The 18,461-nt window shown below is 69.6% G+C and carries 15 protein-coding genes; 6 read left to right on the top strand and 9 right to left on the bottom strand.

The window, feature by feature from the left end:
• Positions 1-61: 61 nt before the first annotated feature.
• Positions 62-1,297 carry a polysaccharide biosynthesis protein gene (locus tag ACWESM_RS11550; protein WP_355071355.1) on the bottom strand — a complete coding sequence of 412 codons (1,236 nt, stop codon included), beginning with the start codon at positions 1,295-1,297 and terminating at the stop codon, positions 62-64.
• Positions 1,298-1,613: 316 nt separating this feature from the next.
• Between ACWESM_RS11550 and ACWESM_RS11545 the strand changes: the two genes are divergently transcribed.
• Positions 1,614-3,851, top strand: a complete 2,238-nt coding sequence (locus ACWESM_RS11545; RefSeq protein ID WP_452491593.1) for a hypothetical protein — start codon at positions 1,614-1,616, stop codon at positions 3,849-3,851.
• Between the two features lie 9 nt (positions 3,852-3,860).
• On the opposite strand, the gene ACWESM_RS11540 is transcribed toward ACWESM_RS11545, so the two are convergent.
• Positions 3,861-5,033: a glycosyltransferase family 4 protein gene (locus tag ACWESM_RS11540; RefSeq protein ID WP_364424766.1), complete on the bottom strand. Its 1,173-nt coding sequence runs from the start codon at positions 5,031-5,033 to the stop codon at positions 3,861-3,863.
• A gap of 115 nt (positions 5,034-5,148) precedes the next feature.
• On the opposite strand from ACWESM_RS11540, the gene ACWESM_RS11535 reads away from it, so the two are divergent.
• Positions 5,149-5,934 carry a class I SAM-dependent methyltransferase gene (locus ACWESM_RS11535; protein ID WP_355071349.1) on the top strand — a complete coding sequence of 262 codons (786 nt, stop codon included), beginning with the start codon at positions 5,149-5,151 and terminating at the stop codon, positions 5,932-5,934.
• Here ACWESM_RS11535 and ACWESM_RS11530 read toward each other — a convergent pair.
• On the bottom strand, positions 5,931-6,242 hold the full coding sequence (locus tag ACWESM_RS11530) for a hypothetical protein (protein ID WP_355071348.1): 312 nt from the start codon (positions 6,240-6,242) through the stop codon (positions 5,931-5,933). The two genes, ACWESM_RS11535 and ACWESM_RS11530, sit on opposite strands and share 4 nt — an antisense overlap.
• A 209-nt stretch (positions 6,243-6,451) precedes the next feature.
• Between ACWESM_RS11530 and ACWESM_RS11525 the strand changes: the two genes are divergently transcribed.
• Positions 6,452-7,897, top strand: a complete 1,446-nt coding sequence (locus ACWESM_RS11525) for an aldehyde dehydrogenase (RefSeq protein WP_355071346.1) — start codon at positions 6,452-6,454, stop codon at positions 7,895-7,897.
• On the opposite strand, the gene ACWESM_RS11520 is transcribed toward ACWESM_RS11525, so the two are convergent.
• On the bottom strand, positions 7,898-8,101 hold the full coding sequence (locus tag ACWESM_RS11520; RefSeq protein ID WP_356962979.1) for a hypothetical protein: 204 nt from the start codon (positions 8,099-8,101) through the stop codon (positions 7,898-7,900).
• Between the two features lie 344 nt (positions 8,102-8,445).
• A complete protein-coding gene (locus tag ACWESM_RS11515) occupies positions 8,446-9,402 on the bottom strand; it encodes a GlxA family transcriptional regulator (protein WP_452491788.1) in 957 nt (318 codons plus the stop codon).
• 103 nt (positions 9,403-9,505) lie between these two features.
• Between ACWESM_RS11515 and ACWESM_RS11510 the strand changes: the two genes are divergently transcribed.
• Complete coding sequence (locus ACWESM_RS11510; RefSeq protein ID WP_356962981.1) at positions 9,506-10,258, top strand: HD domain-containing protein; 753 nt, start codon at positions 9,506-9,508, stop codon at positions 10,256-10,258.
• 39 nt (positions 10,259-10,297) lie between these two features.
• Complete coding sequence (locus ACWESM_RS11505) at positions 10,298-11,062, top strand: hypothetical protein (protein WP_355071340.1); 765 nt, start codon at positions 10,298-10,300, stop codon at positions 11,060-11,062.
• Between the two features lie 252 nt (positions 11,063-11,314).
• Here ACWESM_RS11505 and ACWESM_RS11500 read toward each other — a convergent pair whose 3' ends face one another.
• The 4 genes from ACWESM_RS11500 to ACWESM_RS11485 all read right to left on the bottom strand — a co-directional run bounded on the left by ACWESM_RS11500 (position 11,315) and on the right by ACWESM_RS11485 (position 16,918).
• Entirely contained in the window at positions 11,315-13,147 is a 1,833-nt protein-coding gene (locus tag ACWESM_RS11500; protein WP_355071338.1) for a phosphoenolpyruvate carboxykinase (GTP), read from the bottom strand.
• A gap of 218 nt (positions 13,148-13,365) precedes the next feature.
• Positions 13,366-14,895, bottom strand: a complete 1,530-nt coding sequence (locus tag ACWESM_RS11495; RefSeq protein WP_397276225.1) for a hypothetical protein — start codon at positions 14,893-14,895, stop codon at positions 13,366-13,368.
• Between the two features lie 37 nt (positions 14,896-14,932).
• A complete protein-coding gene (locus tag ACWESM_RS11490) occupies positions 14,933-16,066 on the bottom strand; it encodes a hypothetical protein (protein ID WP_355071335.1) in 1,134 nt (377 codons plus the stop codon).
• A gap of 69 nt (positions 16,067-16,135) precedes the next feature.
• Positions 16,136-16,918 (bottom strand): SDR family oxidoreductase, encoded by a 783-nt coding sequence (locus tag ACWESM_RS11485; protein WP_355071333.1) that lies wholly within the window; start codon positions 16,916-16,918, stop codon positions 16,136-16,138.
• A gap of 151 nt (positions 16,919-17,069) precedes the next feature.
• Between ACWESM_RS11485 and ACWESM_RS11480 the strand changes: the two genes are divergently transcribed.
• Positions 17,070-18,416 carry a lipase family protein gene (locus tag ACWESM_RS11480; protein WP_356962987.1) on the top strand — a complete coding sequence of 449 codons (1,347 nt, stop codon included), beginning with the start codon at positions 17,070-17,072 and terminating at the stop codon, positions 18,414-18,416.
• Positions 18,417-18,461 lie beyond the last annotated feature (45 nt).

Raw genomic sequence — 18,461 nt, 5'->3', positions numbered from 1 at the left:
GGCTGAGCGTTCCTGAATTCGGCTCCCCCGCCCTCCGGCGGGGGAGCCGAATTCGTTTCGGTCAGCCGACCGGGCGCAGCGGTTCGGGGCGCGCCGTGTGGTCGGCCGCGCGCAGGACCATGACGGCGACCACGACGGTGGTGGTGGCCGCGACCGATACCGCCGTGGTGATCAGCGCCGGAATCGAGCGGGCCAGCGACAGCATCAGGGTGACTTCGACAACCAGGCCCAGCCAGGTGACCAGTGCGAGGGAAGTGCGGTCGACGGCGATGGCCGAGAGCACCGCGCCTTGCAGCACGGCCAGCAGCGCGCCGTGCAACGCGAACAACCACAGCAGGCCCTGGATCGGGGCGTAGTCCTCACCCGCGAGCAGCGGGGCGAGCGGCGCGGCCAGCGCGGCCCCGAGCACGGCGACGAGACCGATGCCGCTGAGCACCGCCAGCGCGGCCCGGATCGCGCTCGCCGAGTGCGTCGGCTGCGCCATTCGCGGATAGAGCACGACACCGACCGCCTGCGGCAGCCAGAAGGCGATCTTCGTGGCGATGGTGCCGAGGGCGTAACGGCTGGCGTCCACGTCGTCGAGCACGATCCGGACCACGATCAGGTCCGCCGACGAGAGAGCCATCATCGCCGCCTGCACTTGGGCGGCCCGCAGGACCGGCAGCACTCCGGGCGCGGAGACCTCGCCGGGTTCGTTTCGGGCGCGCTCGGACGGCGCACCTGCGACGATCCTGGCCAGCACTGCCGCCGTCGCGATGCCGCATGCGGCGGCCCACAGCGCGATCGTCGCGCCGCCGCCCAGCGCGAGGATTATCAGCGCGGGCGCGACCCGGGCGACCCCGGCGGCGCCGAGCACGACTCCCAGCGCTCGAAACCGCTTGCTGCCCTGCAGCACGCCCTGCTCGCCGGACAACAGCACCAGCGCGGGCGCCGCGCCAAGTGCCGCCGCGGTGGCGGCCACTCCGGCATGCAACGTGACGGCGACCAGCGGCACCAGCACCGCGGCCACCAGGGCGACGATCACCGCGCAGCGCCACTGCAGCCCGCGCAGCGCCGCCGTTCCCGCGCCGCGAACGAGTTCCCTGGCCACCACGTTCTGCAACGCCAGCGCGGGCACCGCGCACAGCAGCTGGACGGCGAGCAGACTCGCGAACTCGCTGTACCCGGTGACGCCCAGCCACCGCCCGGCCAGCAGTTGCAGCAGATACCCGGCGACGTTCGCGGTCATCGCACCGGCCGTCACCCACGTCAGATCCGCCACCACAGGAAACCGACGGACAGCAGACACGCCGCCCATCGTCCCACTCGCACGGACCACCGCCCGTCGCGCCCCGCCGGACCATGGGACAGGCAATGCGCTCGCCGGCGTCCCGACAGTTTTCGGCCTCGACAGACTCGCGACCACACAGCACCCACCCTGGTCCTCGTCATCCTCGCGGCAGCACATCACCCCAGATCAGACGGTGCGCCCGCCAGCTGATACCGGAGTACGGCCGGCTGCGACGGCGCTGGTACACAGCACCCCCGCGGTCCCCCCGGATTCAGCCGTGACATTTCCGCGCCGACGCCGCTGGATCGGCGGCGGTGGTGGCCGGGACGTACAGTGCTCAGGCGTGAGCGGGAGCAGTCGGACTCGAGCGGTGGTCGCGGCATACAGCGCGGCCGGTGCGCTGCTCGTCGCCGGGCCGTTGCTCGCGCCGGGGTATCTGTTGTTGCGGGACGCGGTGAGCACGCCGCGCAACTATCCGACCGACGCGGCGCTCGGCCTCGGCGACGCCGCGCCACGGGCGGTGCCACAGGACGCTCTGCTCGCGGCGCTGACGTCGTTCGCGGACGGCGGGCTGGTGGTCAAGGCGATTCTGCTCGTCGCACTGTGGGCCGCGGCGTACGGAGCGGCGACGCTCGCGCGTGAATTGCTGCGCGCGTCGCTCGGCCCGCAACTGGTCGCCGCGACGGTCGCGTTGTGGAATCCGTACGTGGCCGAGCGGCTGCTCCAGGGACACTGGAGCCTGCTCGCTGGCTATGCGGCGTTGCCGTGGACAGCGCTGGCCGCTTACCGCCTTCGAGGTACGGCCACTGCGAAGCGACGCCGACGGATCCCTTCGAACACACCCGCCTCGGCCGACACCACCGAGTCCACCCCGCACGGCGAACCGCTGGGCACCCCGGACACAATCGATCACCCCAGCGAAGCGCCTGCTGACATCACCGGTAACGGCCCGCGTTCCGAAACAGCTGTCCCAGGGGAAGCGCCGGCGACTACGCACCACGTGTCCGATCGTGCGAGCGGAGTCGCACCGACCGAGGCCCGTGAGCACACCGGGTCGACCGGCCGAGCCGAACCACCACTGGCTACGCGCCACTCACCCGGACACCCCGGCGGGGTAGCCGCAGCCGAGCCCCACTGGCAACCAGCCGCGCCCGGCTCCTCCCATCGTTCCGACGACACTGCTCCGGCCGATTCAGCCGGACATCCGCGCAACTCCGTACCAACCGGCACGGCGGGCGAAGGCGGGCCGAATCGGCTCAGCGTCACAGCGGCGCCGCGCGCGACCGTCCGAACGGCATCCACCTGGGCGGCCCTGGCCGGATCGCTCGCAGCGGCCGGACTCACTCCGACCGGAGCGCTGCTGGCGGGCGTGACCGCTTTCGCCCTGGTCCATCGACGTCAACTCGCCGCGACGTTCGTCCTCTGGCTGGCCGCCTCCGCGCCATGGCTGGCCGCGACCGCGCTGTCCGGCGCGGGCGCGGAGCCATCCGATCCCGCGGGTATCGCGGCCTTCGCCGCGCGGGCCGAACCCGGTCTGGGCACGCTCGGGAGCCTGGCCGGTCTCGGCGGGATCTGGAACGCCGAGGCGGTACCGGACTCGCGCACCACACCGCTGGCGGCGATCGGCACGCTGGTACTGCTGGCGATAGTCGTGCTGGGCGTGCGCTCCGTCGCCACCGGCGGCCCCGATCCCGACAACCGCCACGTCCGCCGGGCATTGCTGCTGCTCGCCGTGATCGCGATCCTATTCCCCGCGCTCGGCGCGACCACGTGGGGCATGCACGCACTGGAATGGCTGGTCGCCCACGTTCCCGGCGCGGGTCTGCTGCGCGACACCCAGAAGTACGCGGCCTTGGCCATGCCCGCTTTCGCGTTGTGCGCGGCGGCGGGGTGCGTGGTGACGGCTCGGCGTCTTTCCCGCGCGGACGCGACGACCGCCCGGCCCGCGACGGCGTCTCCGGCCACGACGGCAACGGTCACAGCGGTATTCGTGGCGCTTCTGGTGTTGCCGCTCTACGACCTCGCCTGGGGCGTCGGTGGAGCCGTCCGGCCCGTGCACTATCCCGCCGGCTGGCAGCAGGTCGCCGCAAGGATGGACGGTCCGGGCGACGTCGCGGTGCTGCCGGGCGGAATGTTCCGCAAGTTCCGCTACAGCGGCGCGGCTCCCGTGCTCGACCCCGCCCCGCGCATGCTGCCCAACGACGTCTTGCAGACGGGCGAACTCCCGGTGCGCGGACGCACCGTCTCCGGTGAAGGCGCCCGCGCACGAGAAGTGGAGAACCTGCTGCTCCACGGCGGCGCGCCCGCGGACCTCGCCCGCCTCGGCGTTGGCTGGATCCTCGTCGAACGGACCACCCCTGGACCGGTCGGCGCATCGGCGTCGACTCTCGCCCAGGTCGAACAGGTCTACGAGGACGCGGACCTGGCGCTGTATCGCGTGCCCGGTGTCGTCGAGCGCGGTACCTCGACGACCACACAACGCTCCGTCGCCGCCACGGCCCACCTGCTCTGGGTCGCGGTGCTCGTCGCAGGCACACTGACCGCTCTCGGCGCACGATTCCGCTCGCGATCACGGAACTGACGCACGATTTCAGTCCGCTGTCCGCGGCGCGATCAACCCGCTCGTGTGCTCGCCGCGGGCGGCCGCCGCCAATACTTCGTAGACTCCGTTTCCGGTTTGCTCCCAAGAGAATTCGCGCGCGCGGGCGCGGGCCTTCTCCCCCATGACCGTGCGCGCGCCGGGATCGTCCAGCAGGTCGCCGACGGCGTCGGCCAACTGGGCTACGTCGTCGACCAGGATTCCGGTGGCGCCGTCCACGATGGAATCGGTGAGCCCGCGCGAGCTGCGATAGCCGACCGTCGGAACACCGTGCTGTGCCGCCTCGATCACCGCGAGCCCCCACCCCTCCTTCCGGGAAGGCAGCACATGCACCCAGGCGCGCGCGAGGAGTTCGTGCTTGCGGCGCTCGTCCACGTGCCCATGGAAGGTGACGGCGTCGGCGATACCGAGTTCGCGGGCGTTGTCCCGCAAGTTGTCCGCCCACCAGCCGCCGCCGATCACGTCGAGGCGCAGACCTGGGATGCGGTCGCGCAGCCGGGCCACGGCCGCGAGCGCGTCCTCGATCTGCTTGTGCGGCACCAGCCGGGACAGCACCACGACAGTTGGTGTGGGAGTGCGGGTTTCCGCGGCGCCGGTGGGTGCGTCCACTGGAACAGGTTCGGCCCCATTGCGAACCACCGCGATTCGGGAGCGGTCCACACCGAGGGTGGCCAGCTCTTCCGCCGACGGCAGGGAAACGGTCAGATATTGATTGCGGCGGTGTACGCGGGGCGACAGCCACGACTCGATCCACCAGCCGACGCGGCCGACCAGCCGGCCCGCGACCGGCCACTGCTCCCGGTGACCGTGGTGCACCAGCACCACCGACGGGGCCGCGGTGACGGCGGTGGCGAAGAACGGTATGCCGTTCTGGGTGTCGATCACCGCGTCCGGCCGCACGCCGCGCAACGGGCCGAGACCGATCCTGCCCAGCAGGAGCGCGGCCAGCGCTCGCGGGTACACCGTGTAGCGTCCGCCCGCCCTGCTGATGGTGATGCCGTCCACGTGTTCGCGCCGCGGCGCCCCCGGATAGCGGGCGGTACGGAGGGTGACTCGAACCCCGCGTGCCGCGAGCTGCGCGCCGACCTGCTCGAGGTACCGCTCGCTGCCGCCGCCCTGTGGGTGCCCGGTGTCGCGCCAGCAGAGCAGGAGGACTTCGCGCACGGTGGAGCTTCTCTCGGTCAGTAGGTCCCGGTGGGAATGTCGGACGTCGCGCTACACCCTATCCCGAGCACCCGCCCGAGCAGGCCGGCATCCGGGTTGTGCGAGACTCGGCGCCGTGCTCAAAGCCGCGAAGACGCCGACACGCAGGAGTTCGCCTCGGTTCGCCCGCCGGGCGACCCTGCGCCGGTCGCTGCGACTGCTCGGCAGTTTCCGGTTCGAGCAGACCGACCCGGCCCTGTTCTACGGAGGTCTGGCCGCCGACAGCGCGGCGCTGATCGCCGACTTCTACGCCGATCTCACCGGCCGGTCGCTGGACGGGGCGACGATACTCGACGTCGGCGGCGGTCCGGGTTACTTCGCGGACGAGTTCGCCCGTACGGGGGCTCGCTACATTCCGGTGGAGCCCGATCCGACGGAGATGCACGCCGCGGGCCTTTCCGTGGCGGGCGCGGTCCGCGGGTCCGGGATGGCGCTGCCGTTCCGCGACGACGCGATCGACATCTGTTTCTCGTCGAACGTCGCCGAACATGTCTCGAAGCCGTGGGTGATGGCCGACGAGATGGTGCGGGTGACCAGGCCGGGCGGGCTGATGGTGCTCTCCTACACGGTGTGGCACGGCCCGTTCGGCGGCCACGAGACCGGGCCGTGGCACTACCTCGGTGGCGAGTACGCCGCCCGGCGGTATCGGCGCAAGCACGGGCGCGAACCCAAGAACAGGTTCGGCACGTCGCTGTTCGCGGTGCGGGCCGCTGACGGATTGCGCTGGGCGGCACGTACTCCGGCGGAGGTGCACACGGTCTTCCCGCGCTACCACCCCCGCTGGGCGTGGTGGTTGATCCGGGTGCCGATGGTGCGTGAGTTACTTGTGAGCAATCTGGTCGTGGTGGCAACCAAAAGTTAGCCGAAGTACGGCTCCAGCCATCCGCGGCGCCAGTGCCGCTTCCCACAGGGAGCGTGCACGGGCTCGCTCCACGGCGATTCGCGCATCGCCAACCCGACGGTCTCGAGCGTGGTGAGCCCGACCAGGTCGGCCAGCATCCCTACGGCGGCGACCGCCTCCGCGGCCTGCATAGCCGCCGTCGCCTGCTCGATTGTCAGGGTGCGTCCGGGTAGGAACGAGACCACCCACCCGCCGCTGCCGACACTCTTAGCCTGATGCTCGGTTTGATCACTGGTCATCAGCGACCGGCCGATCACTTGCACCGCCATGACTCGGACTCCCCAGTTTGCGGTAACGATTCGGTAATGGAGCGAGCTGATATGTCGATACAGCATCCCCCTTCCAGCAACAGAACGCAATAGTGCGTTCTGCGAAAAGCGAACCGAGAGGTCGGGATTCACACTGGCCAGGGCGCCGCCGGGCCGCAAAACTGGAACAGGTTACAGACAATGCGGAGGCAAAACTGTAACGTGTTCTCATGCACTACGACAGCTTGTTCATCGGCGGCCGCTGGACCGCGCCAGCCACCGCCGAGCGCATCCAGGTCATCTCGCCGGCCACGGTCGAGCCGGTGGGCAGCGTCCCCGCGGTGAGCCGGGCGGATGTCGACGCCGCGGTCGCCGCGGCCAGGCACGCCTTCGATCACGGACCGTGGCCCGCCACGCCCCCGAAGGAGCGAGCCGAGGTACTCACCCGCGCCGCCCGGCTGATCGAACAGCGTTCCGCCGATCTGCTCGCCGCGCTGACCGCCGAGGTCGGCGCGCCGCAAATGATCGCGATGACGCTGAACCAGCTGCCCGCGGTCGCCGCACTGGACGCCTACGCGGCCCTGGCGGAGTCCTTCCCGTGGTCGGAGACCCGGGTGGGCGGATTCGGCACCACTCGGGTCACCCGCGAGCCGCGCGGTGTCGTCGCGGCGGTGACCGCGTGGAACGTCCCTCTGTTCCTCGCGGTCAACAAGCTCGCGCCCGCCCTGCTGGCCGGTTGCACCATCGTGCTCAAGCCCGCCCCGCTGACTCCGCTCACGGCGAACCTGGTCGCCGACATCTTCACCGAGGCGGGCCTGCCCGAAGGCGTGCTCTCGGTGCTGCCCGCCGAGCCCGACGCGGCCGAGTACCTCGTCTCACACCCCGGCGTGGACAAGGTGACCTTCACCGGAAGCACCGCGGTCGGCCGCAAGATCGGCGCCATCGCCACCGGTCAGCTCAAGAGCGTCTCGCTCGAACTCGGCGGCAAGTCGGCGGCGATCCTGCTGCCCGACATGGACGTCGCGGCCAATATCCCGGTGCTCGCGTTCTCCGGCCTGATGAACAGCGGGCAGGGCTGTGTCGCGCAGACCCGCATCCTCGCCCCGCGCAGCCGGTACGACGAGATTCTCGACGCGCTGGTCGAACACGTGAAGACGATGAAGGTGGGCGACCCGAACGACCCGAGCGTGCAGCTGGGTCCGCTGATCTCCGAACGCCAGCGCGATCGGGTCGAGGGCTACATCGCCAAGGGCAAGGCCGAGGGAGCGCGACTCGTGCTCGGCGGCGGTCGCCCGGAGGGGCTGGACCGGGGCTGGTTCGTCGAGCCGACGATCTTCGCCGACGTGGACAACAAGTCGACCATCGCCCAAGAGGAGATCTTCGGACCGGTGCTTTCGGTCATCCCGTACGAGACCGAGGACGAGGCCGTGGCCATCGCCAACGACTCGGTCTACGGTCTCGCGGGCTCGGTGTGGACGACCGATATCGAACACGGCGCCGAGATCGCGGCGCGGGTGCGCACCGGCACCTACGCGATCAATTGGTACGCGTTCGATCCGAGTTCGCCGTTCGGCGGTTACAAAGCCTCCGGACTCGGCCGCGAGAACGGCCCGGAGGGTCTCGATTCGTTCTGCGAGCAGAAGTCGCTGCTCATGCCGCTCGGCTGGACCGGCTGATCACTCCGGTGGCATGACCACACGCAGCAGCGGAGCACGGTTGCCGTAACGCCGGGGTGGTGCGTCGACGATCTCGACGCGCCACCCGGGCGGCAGCACCGCGCGCAGCCGTCCCGCGGCCCGGCGCAGCGGGGTACTCACGGTCTCGAACTCGAATTCGGCCACCATCGGGGCAACCGACATCGTCATCTCCGGATCGGCCATGCTCCATCCACCTCTCGCGTCGATCTCGCCGTGCGCCGCGGCATCGCGGGTCCGATATCGGTAGGGAAGTCGTTCAGTCGATCAGTTAACCGCCAGTAATCCGACTGGGTGATGCGGAAGGAAGAACACGCCAAGCATAGGTTACGAATACACGAAATCTCTCGACAAGATCATTACCCCCTTTCCCATCCGGCTAAACCGATCGGTCCGTGGGAATTTCGCGAACTAGAGTGTGACGCGGGACACCGATCCGACCGCCCGACTCCCGAGCGCCGAGGTCGGCACAACCGAATCATCTCCCCCGCAAGGTTATTCGCCGTACCAGGCACTTCACCCCGGTGCGTTCACCGGCCCAGCGACCGGCGATACGCGGCCGGTGTCGCGCCCGTCGCCGCACGCAGGTGCGCCCGGAGCGCGGTGACGCTGCCGAACCCGGCCTTTACCGCGACGACTTCCACTGGCAAACGCGTGGTTTCCAGAAGCTCGCGCGCCCGTGCGGTGCGCTGGGCATCCAGCCACCGCCGCGGCGTGGTGCCGACTTGCGCCTTGAAACGACGGATGAAGGTCCGCTCGCTCATCAGCGCGTGCGCGGCCAGCGCCGAAACGTCCACCGCCGCAGCTGGTTCCGCCACCGCCCAGGCCATCGTCGCGGCGAGACCGCCATCGGTACGCGCGGCGGGTGCGTCCGGAATGTATTGCGCCTGACCGCCTTCCCGGTGCGGCGCGGTGACGTTCCACCTGGCCAGCTCCGCCGCCGCGTGCGCGCCCAGCTCGCGGCGGACGATGTGCAGGCACAGATCGAGACCCGCCGACAGCCCGGCCGACGTCAGCACGTCACCGTCATCGACGTAGAGGGCCGTCGGGTCCAAACGCACCGCCGGATACAGTTCGGCGAACTCGTCGCAATAGGCCCAGTGCGTAGTCACGCGTCGTCCGGCCAGCACCCCGGCCTCGGCCAGGACGAACGCGCCGACGCAGATGCTCACCATGGTCGCGCCCCGCGCGGCCGCGCCGCGTAATGCGACGAGCGCCTCCCGTGGGGTGGGCAGGGTCGGGATACCGATGCCGGGCACGACGACGACATCGGCTTCCGCCAACGCCTCCAGCCCGTGCTCCACGCGCAATTCGAAGCCGTTGGGTGTCCACACCGGACCGGGACGCACCCCACAGGTCCGCATCTCGAACCCGGACGGCTCGCCGGTCTTGCCCGGCCCGTGCCGGAACGCCTGAACAGCACAGGCCAGGTCGAAGGCCATCACCCCGTCCAGCGCGAGCGCCACGACTTGCTTCATCGTCCCCAGTTTGGCACGAATCCGAGCAATACTGTCATTTCCGCCACTCGCCGCGGATCCGGACACACGCTTGACTTCAGTGCACACCGAGTTCCGACCAGAAGGAGGAATCGTGGCCGCACCGACGGGCCTCGACTGGGCATGGGCCACCCGCACCGGGGGCGCTCTGTCGAAAGAGCAACGCCGCGCGTTGGCCGTCGCGACCGCACGCACGCTGCCCGCCATGGCGCCCAACCGGCTCCGGCTGGCACTGGGCAGGCGGGGACGCGGGCGGCTGGAGTTCGCCGGCCTGCGGTTACCCGACTCCCAGCTCGCCGTCGCGGCGGAGACCGAGGCGCGGGAGTCGCTGTCGCCGCACGTGCTGAACCATTCGCTGCGGACCTACTACTTCGGACGGGTCCTGGCCGATCTCGACGGCGCCGCCTACGACGACGAGCTCGTCTACGTCTCCTGTCTACTGCATGACCTGCAACTCGAACATCCCACGCCCGGACGGTGTTTCGCCGTGGTCGGCGGCGAACGGGCGGCCGCCGTCGCACTGGGCGCGGGCGCGCCGCCGGAACGGGCCGAAGCGATCGGCGCGGCCATCGCCGCCCACATCACGCCCGGGGTCGCCGACGATCTCGGCGACCCCGGCGGCTTCGTCTCCGCAGGAGCCTCGGTGGACGTACTCGGGACGCGACTGGCGGAACTGGACCGCGAGTGGGTCGCCGAACTGCTGCGGCGGCACCCGCGACTGGAGTTCGCACGGCATGTCGTCGCCGCCTTCCGAGCGGAAGCGAAGGCGATGCCGAAAGGCCGGATTCATTGGCTCAACAGGGCGGGTTTCCTGGCCATGATCCGGATGTCACCGTTCGCCGAATAACCAAGCCGCCCCGTCAGACCGATCGGTATGCTCAACGTTATGAACGGTGTCACCGGCATCGCAAGCGCACGGCACAAGCTTGCTCGCGCGGGACACCACATCAATGACCTCGAACGCATGATCTCGGAATACCAGAACGCGAACCAGGTCGAAGTCCGAGTCGACCTTTCCCCGAGCCTGGAATACGAGAACGAGATCGATTGCCAGGTGGCCGCGGTGAGCGTATCCGAGGTGCCCGACGAGTGGGGACTGATCACCGGTGACGCGCTCACCAACTCGAGGGCCGCCCTCGACCACGCCGTCTACCCGCACGCGGAGCATTTCCCGATCTTGCTGAGCAGCACGGACAGCAGGGGTGAGGAGATATGCGTTCAGGAGATATTCGACGCCACGACCACAGCGATAATTCTCCGCCATCAGCCATATAACGATCCGCAGCCGACACATCACCCACTCGGACTTCTCCGCGAACTCGTCGACCGTGACGCGCACCGCCGAGTGCTCGTCACCAACTCGTTCAGGACCGAGCTTATTTTCGCACCATCGGATGACTACGAAGTCGTGGATATTCCAGGACTGGCAGTCCACGAACTCGTGCCGGGAGCTGTTTTCAAACATTTCCGTTTGAAGCTTCGCCCTGGGTTCACACAATCTCAGCTCACATACAACAACCGACTCGTGGCGACTGTCGTAGTCAATGTTCCGGATACCGATGACGATGTGCCGCTCGTCGCCTGCATGAGATCGATTCACACACGAGTGTCGGAAATTTTGGATCAGCTCGAAGCCCTCGGGATTCTATAACCGACACGGTGTCGCCGTTTCCGGCAGCCATGATCCGCGATCTCCGCGCGGTAGAGCGACGACCACGCTGGACGACAAGCCATGGTTCGTGGAGTGCGGACCGCGCGGAGTGGTCCGGCGAGCTCCACGGCCGACCGCGATGCTCGAAGGGTGCTTCCGGACCGCGCTGAGCACGGAAACGTTTGTCTCGCAGAACAAATCGCCCGCACCATCTGCCGGATGGTGCGGGCGAATGCTACTTTGGGTGGAGTGTCAGCCCAGACGCTGCTTGAGCGCCTCGAACTCGTCACGCACGCCGGAAGGCAGCTTGTCGCCGACGAACTCGAACCACTCTTCGATCAGCGGGATCTCCTTGCGCCACTCGTCGGCGTTCACGACGAGCGCCTCGTCGACGTCCTTGGGGTCGACATCCAGTCCCTCCAGGTCGAGCTGCGCGGCGGTCGGCACGTTGCCGATCGCGGTCGCCTCGGCGTGGGCGGAACCCTCGATACGGCCGATGATCCACTCCAGCACGCGGGAGTTCTCACCGAAGCCCGGCCACAGGAAGCGGCCGTCGCCGCCGCGGCGGAACCAGTTCACGTAGAAGATCTTCGGCAGCTTGCCCGCGTCGGCGTTCTTGCCGACGTTGATCCAATGGCCCAGGTAGTCCCCGACGTGGTAGCCGAGGAACGGCAACATGGCCATCGGGTCGCGGCGGACGGTGCCGACCTTGCCCTCGGCGGCCGCGGTCTGCTCGGAGGACAGCGTCGCGCCCATGAACACACCGTGCTGCCAGTCGAAGGACTCGGTGACCAGCGGGACGGTGGTCTTGCGGCGGCCGCCGAACAGGATCGCCGAGATCGGCACGCCCTGCGGGTCGTCCCACTCGGGCGCCAGGATCGGGCACTGCGCCATCGGCGTGCAGTAGCGGGAGTTCGGGTGCGCGGCCAGCGTCTCGGTCTCGCGCTGGTACCAGTCGTTGCCCTTCCAGTCGATCAGGTGATCGGGCTCGCCTTCCAGGCCCTCCCACCACACATCGCCGTCATCGGTCAGGGCGACGTTGGTGTAGACGGTGTTGCCCGCCTCCACGGTCGCCATGGCGTTCGGGTTGGAGCTGCGGTTGGTGCCCGGCGCGACGCCGAAGAAGCCGAACTCGGGGTTCACCGCGTAGAGACGGCCGTCCTTGCCGAAGCGCATCCAGGCGATGTCGTCGCCCAAGGTCTCCGCGCGCCAGCCCGGCACCGTCGGCTGGATCATCGCGAGGTTGGTCTTGCCACAGGCGCTGGGGAACGCGGCGGCGATGTAGTAGGCCTTGTTCTCCGGGGAGATCAGCTTCAGGATCAGCATGTGCTCGGCCAGCCAGCCCTCGTCGTGGGCCATCGCCGAGGCGATCCGCAGCGAGTAGCACTTCTTGCCGAGCAGCGCGTTGCCGCCGTAGCCGGAGCCGTAGCTCCAGATCTCCCGATCCTCGGGGAAGTGGGTGATGTACTTGGTGTCGTTGCACGGCCACGGCACGTCGGCCTGGCCGTCGGCCAGCGGCGCGCCCACGGAGTGCAGCGCCTTCACGAACGGGCGGTCGGCGCCCAGCTTCTCCAGGGCGGCGGCGCCCATGCGGGTCATCACGCGCATCGACACGACGACGTACTCGGAGTCGGTGATCTCGACGCCCAGCTTCGGGTCCTCGGCGCCCAGCGGGCCCATGCAGAACGGCACCACGTACATGGTGCGGCCCTTCATCGACCCGCGGTACAGCTCGGTCATCGTGGCGCGCATCTCGGTCGGGTCGACCCAGTTGTTGGTCGGGCCCGCGTCGGCCTCGGTCTTCGAACAGATGTAGGTGCGCGACTCCACCCGGGCCACGTCGGAGGGATCGGAGAGGGCGAGGAAGGAGTTCGGCTTCTTCTTCTCGTCCAGCCGCTTGAACGTCCCCGCCGCGACGAGCTGCTCGGTGAGCCGCTCCCATTCCTCGTCGGAGCCGTCTGCCCACACCACTCGATCCGGCTGGGTGAGTTCGGCGACTTCTTGTACCCAGGCGAGTAGTTCGCTGTGCTCGGTCGGCGCCTTGCCGTCGGATCCACGAAGACCAGGAATGGTCGCTGACGTCATGAAAACTCTCCTGAGATGGGCGGCTGTTCGATGCTCCGCCGCCTGGCCCTAGGCCCATGACCAGCGCGAATGCACCGAGCGCCACCGTTGGCGGGAAGGCGCCCGCTCCGACCGGTCGAACGCGCACCCCAGGAGGGCGGCAGATCAGGACTTAGCGGACGCCCAAGTTCCTGAATAGAGGTTAACGCGATGTGACGGCCGGTACGGTATCGGGTTCCTCACTGTGTACCCAATTGGTCGTTCGTTTCAACAGGCGCGATCCAGCGATCGAGGATCCGGACGTCGCGCTCGCATGCGGCGAGCTGCCCCGGCTGCTCGGCCGCCATCCGGCGCAATTCGGCCTCCAGCCGGGCCACCCTGCGATCCGTCTCGACCATTCGCGCGGTGCTTGCCTGGACCACGTGATCGGCCAAAGTGGTCTCCGCTTCCACGAGTGCGGTCACCACGCGCTGCTCGAGCTGCGCTTTTACGTTGACCAACGCGTCGGCGACCCATTGCCGAATGTGCGCTCGATCGGCCAGCTGGCGCCGTGCTCGGACCACCCACGCCGCCGCACCGCCGCCGAGCAGCAACGTTACCGGCACGCTCGCGACGTCGAGGGCCGATACCAGGGAGAACGGAGCAACCAGCAAGCGACCCAGACCGACACCGGCCGACGCGCCGAGCGCGATCATAAGGTGATCTTCGACACCCCGATGGCGTGGCTCGGGATCCGGGCCGACCCGAGGGGCCTGGTCGCGCCGCCGCGTAGGCGAACCCCGATCCGTGCTCTCGATCCGGGCGCTCAGTTCGGCGATGCGCTGGTCGATGACGTGGTCGAGGGCGCCGGTCAGTTCGGTGACGGACTGCTGCAGCCGAGTGGGGTAGCCGCCGAGCTCGGCGGGCCGCAGCCGGTCCAGCTCGGCGCGCACGGCGGTGTGCAGCGCCCGGATGCTCGCGCCGATCTCGGTCATCAGGTCCACCCGGGCCAGGTGCAGCTGCCCGCGCAGGGTGGACATCGCGGTGGCGCGCCCCCCGTCGCGACCGGCCAACAGAAGGGCGCGCTCCTCGCGCAGCCGGGCCGCTTCGACGCCGGAGCGCAGCACCGCCACCTGTTCGGCCACCCGTCGACGCGTGTCGGCGAGGACCCGGCCGGTCACCGCACCCGGCCGGTCACCGCCTGCGGCGGCTGCCGCGGTGAGCCGCGCGTGCAATGCGCCGACACCGGAGCGATCGAGCAGTCCGGCGTCGCCCGCGGCGCGTGCGGCGGCCGCGAGCCGCGCCGAGACCGGCACGATGTCCAGATCGCCCGCGCCCGACGCGGCGAGCAACTCCAGGTCGCGCTCCCGCACGGCGTGCCAGTCCCGGTGGGCGTGGACGCCGTTCATGGCGAGCAGCAGGCGGGCGCCGTCCGCGCGCAACCGATCGACCACCCCGAGCGTGTCCGCGCCGATGATGGTGCCCGCGTCGAGCAGGATCAACGCCACCGCGGGCGGGGCGGACTCCGATACGGCGTCGGCGCGGGGTTCCGACAGCGTGAGGCGCGGTTCGAACCGGGCCAACTCGGTGCGCAACAAGGTCGTGTTGACGTCGGCGGGGCCGATCACCGTGACCGCACGAGCGCCACCGGAGTCGTGCACCGCGCGCAGCAGCGCCATACCTTGCGGATTCCATCGCTCCACCACGGCCGCGAGCTCGGGGACGAGCGCGGCGGGGCGCTCGGCTTCGCCGTCGGCGGAGTCGCCCGCCGTGTGAGAAGGCGGATCCACCGCGGCAGCCGCACCAGGCGACGCCGATTCCGGCGGCTCAGAGACCGGCACTGCTCATCCGTTCCCATAGTCGGACGTACCCGTTGTGCACCCGCAACGCGGCGCGGCGGGCGGCCGGGGGCATATCGCTGGTGACGACCGCGTGCCAGCGCGTGGCGCGGGCAAGCGCATCGTCGGCGTCGGAAGGAGCGGGCGCGGAATACCCTGCGGCGAGATGGGCCACTTCGGGCCCCGCCAGGCCCGCGCAGAGTCCGAGCCAGACGGCGTCGTCGCTGTACAGATAGGACTCCAGGAGGTCGCGCGCCCGGCCGCCCTCCTCCGGGACCGCGCGGGCGGCGAGCCGGGCCAGCTCGTCGAGCAGCTCGCCGCCGCGCAGCGCGGACACTTGTTCGTAGCGGCGGTGCAGCAACTGGTGGAGCGCGTCGATGCCGCTGGCCGCGTGCAAGATCTGCAGCAGCGCCTGCGGAGCGAGATCCGGATCGTGCCGTAGGGCCGTGCACGCGCAGGCCACGCCGTACAGATCCCAGCGGCGCAGCAGTTCCTCGCGCTCGGCGGCATCCGGCCCCGGTGCGACGAACAGGTCCGGCGCGAGGAGCAACGCGGGGTCGGCTTCGGTGGCGAGTTTGCGCAGCAGGTCCAGCTCCGCGCCGGTCAGCGCGCCCGCTCTGGTGCGCATCGCGAGCGAGGCGACCACCGGAACCACCGGAAGCCGCAGCTGACTGCCGTACTGCTGGGCCGAGGCCACGGCATCGCCCCAGCGAGAGCCGATCGCGTCGGCTTTGTTCAGCACCGCGATCGTGCGCTGCGGCGGCAGCGTGGCCAGCACCCTCCGATCGGCCGGCGTCGGCGCGGCCGACAGCACGTAGACGACGATGTCGGCGTCGAGGTCGGGGTCGGGCGCATCCGGCCGGTCCACCGGATCGGTCTCCACCGCAGACATGAGCGCGAGCGCGTGCAGCACCGTTGTCCGCCCCGCGTGCGCGCGCCCGGTCACCTGGATGCGCGGCGGCTTGCGCCACGCGCTGACGGCCGCCGCCGCGGCGTACCCGATCTGCGGATCCCGCCCGGTGCCGAAGCGCAGCTCGGCGAGCAGCTTGTCGAGCTGATCGTGCGCGGACGTCGGCACGCCACGCTCCCGCAGCGGCCCATCGGAATCAGTGGCTGTCGGCATGCTGCACCCACCCCCTTTTACGGTGCGCAATTGTGTCAGAAGTCGGCTCGCCGGGCAGGTTCGACGGGCTCAGCTGCCACTGAAGTATTTGTTGGCGGTGCGCACCATCCAGTTCGGCGCGTATTTCCCCACCGTCGCGAGCACCTTCGCCTGCGCGCCGATCTCGTAGTGCACCTTCGGCAGCCGGGCGCGCTTGCGGGTGGCCTCCCAGATCCCGGCCGCGACGTCGTCGGCGGTCAGTCGTACGCCCAGCGATTTCGTCGTCCCGGTCGTCACGCCGTCCACCATGGCCGTGGCCACGAACAGCGGCCAGATCGCGAGCACGCGGATGTCGTGGCGCTCCCATTCCAGGTCGAGCGCCTCGGTGAAGCTCTTGACGGCGGACTTGGTCGCACCGTAGCTCGCGAGTTCGGCCTGGCCGTAGATCGCCGAAGCCGAGCACAGGTTGACCACCTGCGCGCCCGGCGTGTCGCGCAGGTAGCGGAACGCACTGTGTGTCCCGGTGAGCACGCCCACCACGTTGACCTCCACGATCGCCCGATGGGCGGCGATGTCGATCTCTTCGAACGGCCCCGCGCGCAGGATCCCGGCGTTGTTGACCAGGATGTCCAGTCGTCCCGTCGCGGCGTGGAACTCCGCGAGCCGCTCCGCCCACTGCGTGGCGTTCGTCACATCGAGCACTCCTGTGTTAACTACGCCACCCTTGGCTGTGATATCACCGGAAAGCCTGGTCAGCCCGACTTCATCGATGTCGTAAGCCCCGACTTGGTATCCCTGCGCAGCGAAAAGCAAGGCCGTGGCCCGCCCGATGCCCGCCGCCGCGCCGGTGATGAATACTGTCGGTCTGCTCATGCCGGGGAGTCTAGTGCCGGGAATGCCGTGTATCGCGGGGTTCCCAGACGCCCGGTCGGTCACTTACCCTGCAGAAGTGGTCGGCACCATAACCGGTGCGCAGCTTGAACTTTCGCATGCGGCAACCGACCTCGAAGATGAGGAGGTTGCGATGACCGCGAATGTCATCGGCGCTGTCGACCGGGAGCCCGCCTGTCCCGCGGACCGCAAGCCCTTGCTGCCCAGCACGGACCCGTTCCATCGACCGCCGAAAGGGTTCGCGGCCAAGGCGCCGGGCACCATTCTGCGCAGCAGGAAGATCGAAGTGGCGCTGTTCGGAATTGTCCCGCAACAGGTCTCGGCCTGGCAGTTACTCTACCGCAGCTGTGATCTGCACGGGGCACCGGAAGCGGCGATCACCACCGTCCTGCTTCCGATCGGCGCGGAACCGGACCAGGATCGCCCGCTGCTGGCCTTCCAGACCGCGATGGACGCGGTGACCGAGAAATGCTCGCCGTCCTACGCGCTGCGTCACGGCTCGCGGGCGCTCGGTTCGATCACCCAGTTCGAATGGCTCCTGGTCGCGAACGCGCTGCGGCGCGGCTGGGCCGTGAGCATCGCCGACCACGAGGGACCGCACGGTAACTTCGGCGCGCCGCGCGAGCCCGGCTACCGCGCGCTCGACGGCATCCGCGCTGCCCTGCGCTTCGACCCCCTCGGGCTCGGCCCGGAAACCCGCGTCGCGGTGTGGGGCTACTCCGGCGGCGGCATGGCCAGCTCGTGGACGGTCGAGATGGCGCCGACCTACGCCCCCGAACTCGACATCGTCGGCGCGGTGCTCGGCGCCCCGGTCGGCGACCCGCGCCAGGTCTTCGACCGGCTCAACGGCACGCCCTTCGCGGGTCTGCCCGCCATCGTCATCGCCGCCCTGCGCAGGCTGTATCCCGCGTTGAGCTCGCTGATCGACAACGAGCTCAGCCCGGACGGCCACCGGTTCGTCGTCCGCGCCGAGAACGCGACGCCGGTCGGCGCGATCCTCGGGCTGGCGGGCAAGAAGGTGGACGACTTCCTCGACCGCCCGCTCGCCGAGGTGCTCGACACCCCGGAGCTGCGGGCGATGTTCGACGATCTTCGGCTCGGCAATACGACGCCGGCCTGCCCGCTGCTGGTGGTGCAACCCATCCACGACCAGGTCATCCACATCGAGGGCATCGACGGCCAGGTGGCCCGCTACCGTCGCGGCGGCGCCGCGGTGACCTACGTTCGCGACCGGCTCAGCGAGCACTTCTCGCTGCTGCCGCTGTCCACGCCGATCAGCCTGGACTGGCTGGCAGACCGGTTCGCCGGGCAACCGGTGAGCGACGCGGGCGACAGCACTGTCTGGTCGGTCGCCGCCTCACCCTCGGGCGTGCGCGGACTGCTGGAGATGGCGGTGACCGCGGCCAAGGTCGCGCTCGGAAGACCGCTGCGTCAGCAACGGCCGACCGAGCCGAGGATCGCGCCCGCGCGCGCCGCCTGACCTCCTGCTCAGCGGCCCGTGCACAACCGCTTGCCGCACTGATCG

This window comes from Nocardia sp. NPDC003999, assembly GCF_053604885.1.
This window is presented reverse-complemented; position numbering and strand designations above follow the sequence as displayed.